13 protein-coding genes and 2 pseudogenes are annotated in these 13,301 nt (G+C 63.0%); 10 read left to right on the top strand and 5 right to left on the bottom strand.

All coding sequences use genetic code 11. The features are described from left to right. Positions 1–10 precede the first annotated feature (10 nt). The gene (locus A4G99_RS06750; protein ID WP_066141057.1) at positions 11–682 is read left to right on the top strand and encodes an MBL fold metallo-hydrolase; all 672 of its coding nucleotides are present in this window, start codon (positions 11–13) and stop codon (positions 680–682) included. A gap of 64 nt (positions 683–746) precedes the next feature. Here the strand turns inward: A4G99_RS06750 and A4G99_RS06745 are convergent, their stop codons facing one another. After that, a complete protein-coding gene (locus A4G99_RS06745) occupies positions 747–1,355 on the bottom strand; it encodes an alpha/beta hydrolase (protein WP_066141054.1) in 609 nt (202 codons plus the stop codon). A gap of 54 nt (positions 1,356–1,409) precedes the next feature. Here A4G99_RS06745 and A4G99_RS06740 point away from each other — a divergent pair, with 54 nt between their 5' ends. From A4G99_RS06740 to A4G99_RS06725, 4 genes and pseudogenes are all read left to right on the top strand, one after another. Continuing rightward, positions 1,410–2,255, top strand: coding sequence for a PspA/IM30 family protein (locus tag A4G99_RS06740; protein ID WP_066141052.1), 846 nt, complete (start codon positions 1,410–1,412; stop codon positions 2,253–2,255). 66 nt (positions 2,256–2,321) lie between these two features. Next, on the top strand, positions 2,322–3,362 hold the full coding sequence (locus A4G99_RS06735; protein ID WP_066141049.1) for a hypothetical protein: 1,041 nt from the start codon (positions 2,322–2,324) through the stop codon (positions 3,360–3,362). A gap of 114 nt (positions 3,363–3,476) precedes the next feature. Continuing rightward, positions 3,477–4,536: pseudogene (locus A4G99_RS06730) on the top strand (isocitrate/isopropylmalate dehydrogenase family protein). 184 nt (positions 4,537–4,720) lie between these two features. Further along, positions 4,721–5,008 carry an amphi-Trp domain-containing protein gene (locus A4G99_RS06725; protein WP_066141045.1) on the top strand — a complete coding sequence of 96 codons (288 nt, stop codon included), beginning with the start codon at positions 4,721–4,723 and terminating at the stop codon, positions 5,006–5,008. Positions 5,009–5,068: 60 nt separating this feature from the next. Here the strand turns inward: A4G99_RS06725 and thrS are convergent, their stop codons facing one another. Continuing rightward, positions 5,069–6,991 carry a threonine--tRNA ligase gene (gene thrS / locus A4G99_RS06720; protein ID WP_066141042.1) on the bottom strand — a complete coding sequence of 641 codons (1,923 nt, stop codon included), beginning with the start codon at positions 6,989–6,991 and terminating at the stop codon, positions 5,069–5,071. Positions 6,992–7,144: 153 nt separating this feature from the next. Between thrS and A4G99_RS06715 the strand changes: the two genes are divergently transcribed. From A4G99_RS06715 to A4G99_RS06705, 3 genes are all read left to right on the top strand, one after another. Next, complete coding sequence (locus A4G99_RS06715) at positions 7,145–7,753, top strand: DJ-1/PfpI family protein (protein ID WP_066141038.1); 609 nt, start codon at positions 7,145–7,147, stop codon at positions 7,751–7,753. Positions 7,754–7,808: 55 nt separating this feature from the next. Next, a complete protein-coding gene (locus tag A4G99_RS06710) occupies positions 7,809–8,075 on the top strand; it encodes a hypothetical protein (RefSeq protein WP_066141035.1) in 267 nt (88 codons plus the stop codon). Positions 8,076–8,206: 131 nt separating this feature from the next. Next, positions 8,207–8,986 (top strand): M14 family metallopeptidase, encoded by a 780-nt coding sequence (locus A4G99_RS06705; RefSeq protein ID WP_066141032.1) that lies wholly within the window; start codon positions 8,207–8,209, stop codon positions 8,984–8,986. Positions 8,987–8,994: 8 nt separating this feature from the next. Here the strand turns inward: A4G99_RS06705 and A4G99_RS06700 are convergent. Then, positions 8,995–10,031, bottom strand: a pseudogene (locus A4G99_RS06700) (dipeptide epimerase). Continuing rightward, positions 10,028–11,041: a DUF1611 domain-containing protein gene (locus tag A4G99_RS06695; protein ID WP_066141029.1), complete on the bottom strand. Its 1,014-nt coding sequence runs from the start codon at positions 11,039–11,041 to the stop codon at positions 10,028–10,030. Before A4G99_RS06695 ends, A4G99_RS06700 begins: the two are co-directional and overlap by 4 nt. Before the next feature lie 174 nt (positions 11,042–11,215). Here A4G99_RS06695 and A4G99_RS06690 point away from each other — a divergent pair, with 174 nt between their 5' ends. Continuing rightward, positions 11,216–12,094, top strand: a complete 879-nt coding sequence (locus tag A4G99_RS06690) for a homoserine kinase (RefSeq protein ID WP_066141026.1) — start codon at positions 11,216–11,218, stop codon at positions 12,092–12,094. Positions 12,095–12,137: 43 nt separating this feature from the next. Next, positions 12,138–12,344, top strand: coding sequence for a hypothetical protein (locus A4G99_RS06685; RefSeq protein ID WP_066141023.1), 207 nt, complete (start codon positions 12,138–12,140; stop codon positions 12,342–12,344). 44 nt (positions 12,345–12,388) lie between these two features. On the opposite strand, the gene A4G99_RS06680 is transcribed toward A4G99_RS06685, so the two are convergent. Further along, positions 12,389–13,276 (bottom strand): Vms1/Ankzf1 family peptidyl-tRNA hydrolase, encoded by an 888-nt coding sequence (locus tag A4G99_RS06680; RefSeq protein ID WP_066141020.1) that lies wholly within the window; start codon positions 13,274–13,276, stop codon positions 12,389–12,391. Positions 13,277–13,301 lie beyond the last annotated feature (25 nt).

Genomic DNA, 13,301 nt, shown 5'->3' with positions numbered 1-13,301 from the left:
ACCACCTCGCATGGTGACACAACTCTCGGACGACGTGTGGTGGCTCGACCTCGGCGGCGTCAACTGCTATCTCGCAGACGACGACGGCGATCTGACCCTCGTCGACGCCGGGACGCCCTTCGACAGCGGCGACATCATGCGCGAGGTGCGGGACGCGGGCTACTCCATCAACGACGTCGACCGCGTTCTCATCACGCACTACGATTTCGATCACGTCGGGGCGCTCGCCCGCCTGCCGCTCCAAGCGCCGATATACGTCGGCGAAGCGGACGCTCCGCTCGTCACCGGTGCGGACGCGCCCGACTGGCACAACCACAAGGGAGCGGTCCAACGCGTGGCAGGCGCGCTCCTTTCCCGACCCGACACCGAAGTCCATCCCGTAGCGGACGGCGACGAAATCGGGAGTTTCACGGCCTACGCCACGCCGGGGCACTCGCCCGGGCACCTCGCCTACGTCAGCGAATCGCTGAGCACCGCCTTCCTCGGGGACCTCGTTTTCGAGGATCACGGAAAACTGACCGCCTCCGCGTGGGCGATGAGCTACGACACCGAAGCGGTACACGACAGCATCCTTTCCCTCCAGTCCCGCGCACCTGACTTCGAAATCGCCGCGATGGGCCACGGTGTGCCGTTCTACCGCGACGGGAGCGACCGACTGACCGAACTCGCCGAATCGCTGTAACGTCGGTTCGCGTGCCGCCGCTTACGATTCGGTTTCCATCGAGTCAAACGGCGTGTCGTCGCGTCTACGCGGGGCTTTCGAGTCGCGCAACGAGAAATTCTCCGAGTCGATTCGCTACCTTCTGTTCCTGTCCGATGAAGAAGTGGTCGGCGGGGAACTCCTCGGTCTCGAAGCCGAGTTCGTCCGCGCGCTCGACGAGCGGTTCCCAGTCCGCCAAATCGTCCCGCGTGCCGTAGAGGACTTTCAGCGGGACTTCGACGTCGTCCAGCGCGGCCGCGGCGTCCAAATCGTCGGTGAGTCGGGAGGCGGGTGCGAGAAGTGCGATGACATCCGCGTTCTCGTCCACGCCCGCGAGGGTGGCTATCGCGCCGCCGAAACTGAAGCCGAAGATTCCGACCGAGTCGTAGCGTTCGCGCGCAAAGCGCATGGCGTTGCGGGCGTCCTCGCGCTCGCCGTAGCCTTCGTCCCAATCGCCGTAATCGAAGCGCAGACAGGCGACACCGTGGTCCGTGAGGTACTCCGACAGTGCGACGAGTCGGTTGTCGTTTCGGTTGCCGTCGAACTGCGGATGGGGTGGACAGGCGACTATTACCCCGTCCGTCTCCCCATCAGGCACGTCCAACGACCCCCGTACGTCCCGGACGCCGGGGACGACGACTTTGTTCGAAGTCACACTGGCGTGTTAGCTTGGTGAGGATTTTAAAGGTCGGGTTCTGAATATAGTGGTATGGGAGTACTCTCACGCATGTCGTACGTCGTCCGCTCGAAGGTAAACGCCGTCCTCAACAGGGCAGAAGACCCGACCGAGACGCTCGATTACTCCTACGAGCAGATGCGCGATGAACTACAGGACGTCAAACAGGGCATCGCGGACCTCACGACGCAGAAAAAGCGCCTCGAAATCCAGAAGCGCCGCCTCGAAGAGAACGTCGAGAAGCACAACGATCAGGCGCGCCAAGCGGTCAAGCAGGACCGCGAGGATTTGGCCCGACAGGCCCTCGAAAAGAAAAAGCAGAAGATGAACCAGATCGAGGACCTGGAGAGTCAGATCGCGCAACTCCAGAACACGCAGGACAACCTCGTGGAGAAGAAGAACGAACTCCAGAACCGCATCGAGGAGTTCCGTACGAAGAAGGAGAGCATGAAAGCCCGCTACGAGGCCGCGGAAGCCAACAGCCGTGTCTCCGAGGCGATGACCGGCGTCGGCGACGAGATGCAAGACGTCGGGATGGCCATCGAGCGTGCCGAGGAGAAGACGGAGGACATGGAAGCCCGTGCGGAAGCGATGGACGAACTGCAGGACACCGGCGCGTTCGAGGATGCGCTTTCGGATAAAAGCAGCCTCGACCGCGAACTCGAAGAGATGCGCACGAGCGGCGAAGTCGATTCCGAACTGGAGACGCTGAAAGCCGACATGGGAATCGAGGACGAACCCGAAGAAGAACCGGCATCCACGTCCTCCGATGGCGACGAAATCGACCTCTCGGATATCGAAGCGGAAGTCGCCGCGGAAGAATCGGAATCGGAATCGGAATCGGACGCCGAGAGCGAGACCGAACAAAACAATTCGTAATCCCTCCGGCAAAAACAACCGTATTCGGCAAGAGTCTATTTCAACGTACTCGACTTTTCGTTTCCCATGAGCGATTCTGGTGGGAGCGCACAACCCGGGGACACGATGCGCGAGCGAGCGAACGAGAGCCGGGTGAAGCTGTGGATTTTGATGGAGGCGAACCGATGGTTCGTCGCGGGTGGTACTCTGATAGCCGTCTTCGTGGCGCTGGTCGTGTTGGGCGTGCTCGACCCGTCGCCGCTGCAACAGTACATCGGCCCGAGCGACGACGCAGTGGATACGGTGTTTCAGGGCTTCGTCGGCGCGATCATCACGGGCGTGACCCTCGTCGTGACGCTGAACCAACTCGTCCTCTCGCAGGAACTCGGGCCGGTCGGCGACCAACAGAGTCGGATGGAGGGGGCGATGGAGTTCCGCCGGGAAATCGAAGACGCGCTCGACGTTCCGGCCGCACCGCCCGAACCGGCGTCGTTCATGAAAGCGCTCCTCGACGAAACCGCATCGCGGGCGAACACGCTCGCCGACGCCGTGGACGAGAGCCGCGACGAGGACCTCAAAGAGGAGATTCGGAGCTACGTCGACGGCCTGACGGGCAACGCGGACGAGGTGAGCGACTCGCTCGAAGACACGCAGTTTGGGACGTTCGACGTTCTCTCGGCCATCCTCAACTTCAACTACTCGTGGAAGGTCTTCCTCGCGCGAAAGATCCGCCACAAACACGCCGATGCGCTCTCCGAGGAGGCGAACGACGCCTTCGAGGACATCATCGAATCGCTCACCTTCTTCGGACCGGCGCGCGAGCACTTCAAGACGCTCTACTTCCAGTGGGAACTCGTCAACCTCTCGCGGGCCATGCTGTACACGGCGGTCCCCGCGCTCGTGGTCACCATCTCGATGATAATCTACTTCGACGCGAGGGCGATTCCGGGCTACACGTTCGGCATCAGCAACGACGTGCTGACCGTGAGTCTGGCGTCCACGATTGCGATCACGCCGTTCATGATCCTGCTGGCGTTTATTCTCAGGATTGCGACGGTGGCCAAGCGGACGCTTTCGATCGGACCGTTCATCCTGCGGGAGACGAAGCGGAGCGACGAGTTGGAGTGAGAAGTGGGTCGGTTGGAAGTACGGATTTCGACATTGCGAACACCACGGTACACCGGGATTCACGACACGTCGAGATTCATAACACCCTTGTGATGGCCTGTTTTATGGTAGCTAATGTCATATGAGATAGCGGTGATTCCGGGTGACGGTGTCGGAACCGAAGTCGTCGAGTGCTCGATGCCGGTCGTCGAGGCCGCGGCCAACGCATGCGACGTCTCGTTCGAGACGACCCTGTACGATTGGGGATCCGAGCGATACCTCGAAGAGGGGACGATGATGCCGGAGGACGGACTCGACGAACTCCGTGATTACGACGCCATCTTTCTCGGTGCAGTCGGACACCCCGACGTCCCCGACCACGTGACCTTGCGTGGGCTCAGACTAGAGATCACGAAGGGATTCAAGCAACACGTCTGCAAACGTCCCACCTACCTGTTCGAGGGCGTTACCAGTCCGCTGCGAAACTACGCCGACGGGGATATCGACTTCGTCGTCTACAGACAGAACACGGAGGGAGAGTACGCCGACGTGGGCGGCAGGGAATACCAGGGCTTCGAGAACGAAGTCGCGATCCAGAGTGCCCTTTACACTCGCGAAGGCACCGAGAGTATCGTCCGCGCGGCGTTCGCCGCCGCGGTCGAGCGCGAAGGACGACTCACCAGCATCACGAAATCCAACGCACAGGCGCACGGGATGGTCTTCTGGGACGAGATCGTAACCGAAGTTCATCGGGACTATCCCGAAGTCGACGTCGAACGGCTGCTCGTAGACGCGGCCAGCATGGACTTCGTCAGGCGACCGGAGGAGTTCGACGTTATCGTCGCCTCGAACCTCTTCGGAGACATCCTCACCGACCTCGGCGCGGGTATCTCCGGAAGCATGGGTCTCGCTCCGTCGACGAACATCGACCCGACAGGAGAGTACCCGTCGATGTTCGAACCGGTTCACGGGAGCGCCTTCGACATCATGGGCGAGGGTATCGCGAACCCGATTGGAACGGTGCTTTCGTGGGAGCTCCTCTGGGGCCACCTCGACGAACAGGCGGTCGCACGGGCGCTGCGGACCGCCGTCGCGAACCAACTGGCCGAGACGAGCGCCGCGGCGAACCCCCGATATCGGCGGCGATTCGGGGACCGAACAGGTAGCGAACGACCTCCGTGCGCGGATAGAGTGAATCTGGCCGTTCGTTCGACGGGAGACGAGCGGAAGCGACGAGGTGGACGGGAAAGTGGGTCGGTTGGGTGAGTGGTTCGTTCGAGATTTGTTCGGGGCAGTATGGTGTCAGTGCAGAGGATGAGTTCAGCAGAGCGGTCCAAGCAGAGGGTGCAGTTATCAGTATGGGCTGTGTATACGTCTACATGCCCGAAGAAGTTCTGTTCAAATCGGAGAGCGATCAGAGTCGAGAAGAAATCGCAACGTACCTTCGCCGTGTAGCCGAGAAGTTGGAACAAGGCGACGCGATTACGCTCAAATCGGGGTCCGAGTCCGTGACGATGGAGCCACCAACTCGTCCGACGTTCGAGGTCAAAGCCGAACGTGAGGGACCGACGGACGGACCCGGTGAATTGAGTATCGAGTTCGAACTCGAATGGGACGAGAACAGCGGAGAGGGAGATAGTGGGAGTGGCCAGCTAGAAATCGAGTGATTGGACGACGTGACGGTCGATTCCACGTGAAAAACTCGCTTAGGGAAATACCACAGGGGTTCAGTCCAAGAACGCGAGGTCCGTACTCTTCTCGTCGCGTTCTTCTTCCAGATGCTCGCGGAACTCCTCCAACGAAACGTCCTTTTCCTCGCGTTCCAGACGGTCACGAACCGAAATCGTGCCTGCTTCCTCCTCGTCGCCGCCGACGACGATCATGTACGGGACGCGGTCGTCGTGGGCCTGCTGGATCTTTCGGCCGACGGTCCACGAGCGGTCCTCGACTTCCACACGGAAGTCACCGAGTTGGTTGGCGACGCGGTGGGCGTAGCCGAGGTTGTCGTCGCTGACGGGGAGCACGCGGACCTGTTCCGGCGAGAGCCAGAGCGGGAACTTGCCGTCGAAGTGCTCGATGAGCACCATGAAGAAGCGCTCGTAGCTACCGTACAGCGCGCGGTGGATCATGACCGGGCGCTCCTCCTCGTTGTCCTCGGTGACGTAGCTCAGGTCGAAGCGCTCGGGCATGTTGAAGTCGAGTTGGACCGTTGGGCCGTCCCAAACCCTACCAAGAGCGTCCTCGAAGCCGAAGTCGATCTTCGGGCCGTAGAACGCGCCGTCGCCCGCTTCGATGTCGTAGTCCATGCCGCTGGATTCGAGGACGGAGCGGAGTTGCTCCTCGGCGTGCTCCCAGAGTTCGTCGCTGCCGACGGACTTCTCTGGGCGGGTGGCGAGCGCGACTTCCACGTCCAAGTCGAACGTCTCGATGACCTCGAAGATGAGGTCCATCACTTGGCGAATCTCGCGTTCGATCTGGTCAGGGCGCACGAACAGGTGGCCGTCGTCGATGGTGAACGACCAGACGCGGGAGAGGCCGGAGAGTTCCCCGCGCTGTTCCTTCCGATAGACCTTGCCGTTCTCGAAGTAGCGGATCGGCAGGTCGCGGTAACTCCAACTGTGTTGGTCGAAGATGGTCGCGTGGCCGGGGCAGTTCATCGGCTTCAGGCCGTACTCCTCGTCGTTCACGTCGAGGAGGAACATGTCGTCCACGTAGTTGTCGTAGTGGCCCGACTTCTTCCACAGTTCAGTGCGGAACAGGTGGGGCGTCTCGACCTCGTCGTAGCCCGCGCCGCGGTTGAGTTCGCCCGCGTAGTCCGACAGTTCGCGCAGGATGGTCTTCCCGTTGGGGTGATACAACGGGAGGCCGGGGCCGGTCGTCTCGTCGATGGAGAACAGGTCGAGTTCCTTGCCGAGTTTGCGGTGGTCGCGCTCCTCGGCTTCCTCGACTCTCGTGAGGTACTGTTCGAGGTCCTTCTCGGAGGGGAACGCCGTGCCGTAGACGCGGGTCAGCGTGTCGTTCTCCTCGTCGCCGCGCCAGTAAGCCGCGGAGGTTTCGAGGAGTTTGAAGCCGCCGATTTCGCCCGTCGAGGAGACGTGCGGACCCTTACAGAGGTCGGTGAACTCGCCCTGTTCGTAGAAGGATATCGAGTCGTCGTCGGCCGCCTCGGTGTCGAGGATGTCCTGTTTGTACTCGTTGTCCTCGTAGAAGTCGAACGCTTCCTCGCGGGACTTCTCGGTGCGCTCGATGTCGAGGTCCTCGGCGATGATGTCGTGGGCCTCGTCCTCGATTGCGGCGAGGTCGTCGCTGTCGAGTTCCACGTTCGCGATGTCGTAGTAGAAGCCCTCGTCGGTCCACGGGCCGATGGTGAGTTTCGCTTCCGGGTGAAGTCGTTTCAGCGCCTGTGCGAAGACGTGGGCGGCGGAGTGACGGAGGACGCTCAGGTACTCGTCGCTCTGGTCGGTGACGATGACGAGTCGGCAGTCCGCCGACAGCGGCGTCGCTTTGTCCACGAGTTCGCCGTCCACGACACCTGCCACCGTGTCCTTGCCCAGTCCGGGGCCGATTTCGTACGCCACGTCCTCCACGGTCGAACCGTCCTCCATCTGGAGTTCGGCACCGTCCGGGAGCGTGACAACGATATCGCTCATGCGGTTGGGTACGCGCCACGCGCCAGATAAGTGTGTTGAGACGGCACGAGGAACGACGATTGAGACGGCACGAGGAACCACGACTGGCAGGGGTTCGATATCCGGTTCACCAGCGGGTTTACTATCCCGAAACCCCCTATCGATAGTCGAAACATGGAAATCGCTATCGTCCTCTTCGAGGGATTCGACGAGTTGGACGCCATCGGCCCGTACGAAGTGTTCGAGAACGCGGGCGATGCCGGTTCGGACCTCACGGTCTCGCTCTGTACGCTCGCGGAAACGGAACGAATCACGGCGAGCCACGGTCTCCGTGTCGAACCCGACGCGACGCTCGACGACCGCTCACCCGACCTCATCGTCGTTCCGGGCGGTGGATGGAACGACCGGAGCGAGGCGGGAGCGCGGACGGAAGCGGAACGAGGCGACCTTCCCGACGCTTTGGCGACGCACCACGAACGGGGAACGATGATCGCCGCGGTCTGCACCGGCGGAATGTTGCTCTCCAGTGCGGGACTTCTCGACGGTCGTCCCGCAGTCACCCACGCCGGGGCACTCCCCGACCTCCGGAACTCAGCGGCACACGTCGTCGACGCACGCGTCGTCGACGACGGCGATATCCTGACCGCTGGCGGTGTCACGTCGGGTATCGACCTCGCGTTCCACATCGTCGAGCGCGAGTTCGGGACCGAAATCGTTCGCACCGTCGCCGAAGAGATGGAGTACGACCCGAGCGACGACGTTCACACGACAGGTGGTCGGTGACGACGGCACCCCGTTCGACGGATAATATGAAGGTGCTGACAGTAGTATGACCCGTATGCGAAAATCACCGAAGCCCGAGGACGTGGACAAGCCGGTGTTCAACGTGGACGAGCAGAAGGTCGGCATCGTCACCAAAGTCGAGGACGGTATCGCCTACGTCGATCCGCATCCGAGCCTCCTCGACGAGTACAAGATGCTGCTCGGGTGGAAGGACGAGGCGAAGGACATCTACCCGCTTCCGCACGAGGCCATCCACGGGATAACGGACAAGGAGGTTCAACTCCGAACCCACGACACCGAACACGAGAAAAAGCGGGAATAGACGAGAACGACACCGAACACGAGAAAAAGCGGGAATAGACGAGAACGACACCGAACGAAAGCGAGAATAGGAGGCAACGTCGTGCGGGAATCCACAGCCTCAAGTCGTGGGTCTGCGTGGCACGATTATCGATGCGCGTCCAGACCCTCGGTGCCGGGACCCCTGACCTCGCCGTCGTCGCCTGCCTGCACGGCAACGAACGCTGCGGAAAGACGGCCGTCGAGCGCGTGCTGGCGGAGAAACCCTCTTTCTCCCGCGCGGTTCGCTTCGTCCTCGCAAACGAGGAGGCCATCGCGGAGAACGTCCGATTCATCGACGAGGATTTGAACCGTGCCTTTCCGGGAGACCCGAACGGGAAAACACACGAATCCCGGCTCGCGGCGGAACTCCTGCCGGAACTCGACGGCTGTGGCGTCCTCGACTTACACTCGACGGAATCACAACCCGAGCCGTTCGCGCTCGTCACGCGGCTGAACGACCGAACGAAACGGCTGGCGCGGGCGACCGGCGTAGGGCGCGTCGTGGACATCAGCTACCTCGCTGGCGGCCTCATCGACTACGTCGACGGCGTGGCAGTCGAGTGCGGGTACCGGGGAAGCGAACGAGCGGAGCGAAACGCCGAGCGCGTCCTCCGGAACTTCCTCGGCGAGATGGACGCACTGGATACCCTTTCGGACGCCGGCTCCCCCGAACTGTACCGGGTGTTCGACGCCGTGGAGGGCGCGAACTACGAGTTCGTCGGCGAGAACTTCGTCCGCGTCGCGGACGGAGAGGTGTTCGCCCGAAGAGAGGACGACCGGGCCAACGAACTCCGCGCCGACCGGCCGTTCTATCCCGTCCTGATGTCCACCGACGGTTACGACGAGATGGTCGGGTTTCGAGCCGAACGGGTCGGAAAACTGAGCGAGTAAGAGTAGGGTTAGCGTTTCCGCGCGCCGGTTCCAGCCAATCCCGTTTCGAGGTCGATGACGCCGTTCGGCATGGGAACGCCCTCGTAGTCGTCCTCCGCGAGGAGGAGCGAGCCGTCCAAGTCGGCGTAGTCGAGCAGCGGGACGAGGTGGCACGCGGCCGCGATGCTGGCGTTGCTCTCGATCATACATCCGAGCATGAGTTCCAGGCCTTCCGCCCGCGCGGCGTGAATCATCCGCATCGCTTCCCGAAGGCCGCCGCATTTCATCAGTTTCAGGTTGGCGATGTCGGCCTTGTCCGCGATTCGCGGGATGTCCTCCAGCGTGACGCAGGATTCGTCGGCCGCGATGGGGAGTGCGGCGCGCTCGCGCACGAACCGCATCCCCTCGGGGTTCTCGGCGGGAATCGGCTGTTCGACGAATTCCACGTCGAACTCGGCGAGCGCCTCGATTTTCCGTACCGCCTCGCGCGGACTCCACGCCTGATTCGCGTCCACGCGAATCGTCGCGTCCGGGGCCTCCTCACGAATCGCGCCGACGATTTCCTCGTCGCGGTCGGTGCCGACTTTGACTTTCAGCGTGCCGTATCCGCATCGACGGCCTCCCGCGTCTTCTCGGCCATGACGTCGGTCGTGTCGATGCCGACCGTGAACGACGTTTCGAGCGTGTCCTCGGGGTCCAGTCCCCAGTAGCGATACAGCGGCAGTCCGGTGCGTTTCGCGGCGAGGTCGTGCAGCGCGATGCTCACCGCACAGCGCGCCGCCGGATTTCGGTTTACCGTCTCGCGCATCTCGCGTTCGATGCGGCCGAGCGCGTGCGGGTCGTCCACCCGCTCCACGACGTCGAGCAGGTCCGGCATGACCGCCTCGACCGTCGCCGCCGTCTCGCCGTAGTGTTCGGAGGGTGCGGCCCCGCCGATACCGACGTTGCCGTCGTCGTCCTCGATCCTGACGACGACGTTCTCGGCCGTCGTCTGCGTTCCGCGAGAGATGGTGAAGGCGTGTTCGAGCGGGAGCGAAATCCGTTCGAACGCCGTCGTGAGACTCATAGAATTTCCTCCAGTACCGCGTCCGCGTCGAAACGGACGAGGTCGGCCGCGGGTGCGTCGAGTTCGGACCCGTACTCCGCGACGGCCGCGCGGGCGTCCCCGTCGTCCGCGATTCCGGAGGTGTTGATGGCTCCGGCGACGATTTCTGTTTCGTGGACCGGTCGGGCGAGTCCCTCGTAGAGCGAGACGTACTCGGAAATCGGCGGCAGGGAGACGGATTCGTAGCCGTGAATGGCCTCCTTGCCCGCCTCGTGGCAGAGGACGAGTTTGTCGGGCATCGACCCGTGGAGGATTCCGCACGTCACCGCGGAGTAGGCCGGATGGACGATGCTCCCCTGGCCCTCCACGAACAGGTAGTCGTACTCGTCGGCGCGTTCCAAAATCGTCTCCTCGACCGCGCCCGCGGTGAAGTCGCTCACCACGCGGTCGATGGGGTTGCCGCCGCCGTCGATCATGATGCCGGTCTGTCCCGTCGGGACGAATCCGGCGTTCACGCCGCGGTCGCGGGCCGCCTGCACGAGTTCAAGCGTCGCGGTCATCTTGCCGACCGAGCAGTCCGTGCCGACCGTGAGGATGATTTCGGCGTCCACGTCCTTCGCGATGCCTTGGCTGACGGTGAGGTCGTCGTGTGGTTTTCGAACGTCCCAGAGTTCACAGTCGTTCGCCGCGGCGAGTCGGGCGAACTCCTCGTCGTCTTCGAGGAAGTAGTGGAGTCCGGAGATTACGTCACAACCGCGGGAGAGCGCGGTCGTCACGTCCGACCGCCACGACTCGTCGAATCCGCCGCCGATGGGCGCGATGCCGATGATGAGCGCGTCCACCTCCGGCACGTCGTCCATTCCGGCGACGATGGGCGCGTCCTGTACGTCGGGAACGTGGTCGTTGACGCGTTCGCCGGGGTGGTCTCGGTCGAGCACCGCTGCAACATCGTAGTCCGCATATCGTAGAATTCCGACCGCCGTTTTCGCGCGACCGGGGAACTTTTCGTGCGCCAGTATCGCAACCTGCATGGATGTGCGGTGGTGGCACGGTATCTTAAAGCCGACTCTCCCGGTAACGTGGAAGTCGTCGCACCGAACCGGAATCATAGAACCGACCTATCTCGTTTCGATACACCCCCGCCAGCGTCGGACAATTTTCGACCGGAGGCGAAGGTTTTTGTCCGTGCTTTCGATACGTGTTGCATGGTCACAGTGCGGGCACCGGCCACGAGTGCCAATCTCGGGTGTGGGTTCGATGTGTTCGGGTTGGCGTTGGAACGACCCGCGGATATCGTGCGGGTCGAACGCGCCGAGGAGACGACGATAGAGGTAACGGGTGTCGGGCGGCAGTACATCCCCGAAGAACCGGCGAAGAACACGGCGGGCGTCGTCGCCCAGGAACTCGGCGCGCCCGCACACATTCGGATCAACAAAGGGGTCCGACCCTCGTCGGGACTCGGGTCGTCGGCCGCCAGCGCCGCCGCCGCCGCCGTCGCGCTGAACGAACTGTACGACTGCGGTCTCACGCGAAAGGAACTCGTTCGCGTCGCGGCGGAGGGGGAAGCGGCCGTCTCGGGCGAAGCCCACGCGGACAACGTCGCACCCTCGATTCTCGGCGGATTCACGATCGTTACGGAGGACGAAATCACGCAGGTGGACGCGTCGATTCCGGTCGTCGCCTGCCTGCCGGAAACCGTCGTCTCGACGCGGGACGCGAGGCGTGTCGTCCCCCAATCGGTCGAAGTCGACGAACTCGTCAGCACCGTGGGCAACGCCGCGACGCTGACCGCCGGGATGTTCCGCGACGACCCGGAACTGGTCGGGAAGGGACTCGAAGACGGGTCGGTCACGGGGTCGCGGGCGGCGCTCATCGACGGGTTCGACGAGGTCCGAACCGCCGCACTCGACGCGGGTGCGACCGGTGTCGCCGTGAGCGGGGCCGGACCGAGCGTCCTCGCCGTCTGTCACGACGGGAAACGGAACGCCATCGCGAGCGCGATGCTCGACGCCTTCTACGACGAGGGCGTCGAGGCCCGTGCGTATCCGACCGCGGTCGGTGGCGGCGCGACGATAGAAGGATGAGCGGATCGTAACGACCACGAGGCTTCTCCGCGACGAATCACCCATGACGAGCAGTGATCGCTGTCCCGACTGTGGCGTTTCGCTCGAACCGGTCAAGTTCGGCATGAACGACGCGTGGAAACCGTACGTCAAGACGAGCGAACGACGAGGCGGGCTTCTCGGGTCGCTCGGGATGAACGAGCGAAAGGAAGTCGAGACGGCGATGTGTCCGGAATGCGGCCGACTGCTGTTTCACGCGAAGTTGGATTAGATCCGGAACGGCCGAATCGGCTTGATCCGGAATAGCCGAATCGGTTAGATCCGAAACAGCCGCGTCGTCCAGAATTCGTAGAACGCGTCGTCCAGCGCCTCTTTCGGTTTTCCGGTCGCGTCGACCGGTTTCGTTCGGTCGGCGACGTCGCGGAACTCCGCGAGGAGCGTCCGCTGGCCGACGACGTACAGTCGGTCCGCGTCGCGCGAGTCGATTTTCTCCCGACAGCGGTCGAGATGGTCGTCGATCTGTCCCTCCCGAATCCGCTCGAACCGGGCCTGCGAGAAGCCGCCTTTCGAGTGGTCGCCCTTCACGTCGCTTTCGAAGCCCGAAACCGATAGTCGCTCCCGACCGTCGTACTCCGCGATGGCGAACAGGTCGGAGCGGACGAGCGCGAAGGTAAAGCGTCCCTCCGGGCGGAACCACGCCGAATCGAAATCGAACGAATCGGTCCACGAGACGAACTCCTCCGGGGGATTCGGCGGGGAGAGCGCCGCGCTGACCAGTCCCGCGTCGTCGGTCAGCGCCAAACACGGCGCGGCGCGGGCGACGAGCGGCGCGTGGTCGCCGAACGCGTCGCGGACCGTCTCCGGCAGGTCGTCGATCACCATCGCGGTCAGCGCCCCTTCGGGTTCCGTCTCGATACGTTCGAGACGGGCCAGCACCTCGTCCAGTCGCTTCCCGTGAAGCGACTCGGTGCCTCGAAACTCCACTGACTCCTCGTCGTCCCCTAGCCGTTCGACCCTGTCTTCGAGTTCGACGATACGGCTTTCGAGGCGATTGATCTGCTCCTCGGCGTTCTGACGCTCCGTCACGGCCTCGGAGCGGCGTTCCTCCTCGGCTTGTGCTCGTCGTTCGAGATGATGGTTCTCGTCTTCGAGTTCGTCGATTCGCTCTTTCAACTCGGCGCGCCCGAGCAACTCGTCCAGCATCGACTCGAAGCGCGTGTCCCGGGGT

Origin of the sequence: Haladaptatus sp. R4 (genome assembly GCF_001625445.1) — an archaeon.
In the GTDB taxonomy this organism is placed as follows: Archaea; Halobacteriota; Halobacteria; order Halobacteriales; family Haladaptataceae; genus Haladaptatus.
This window is presented reverse-complemented; position numbering and strand designations above follow the sequence as displayed.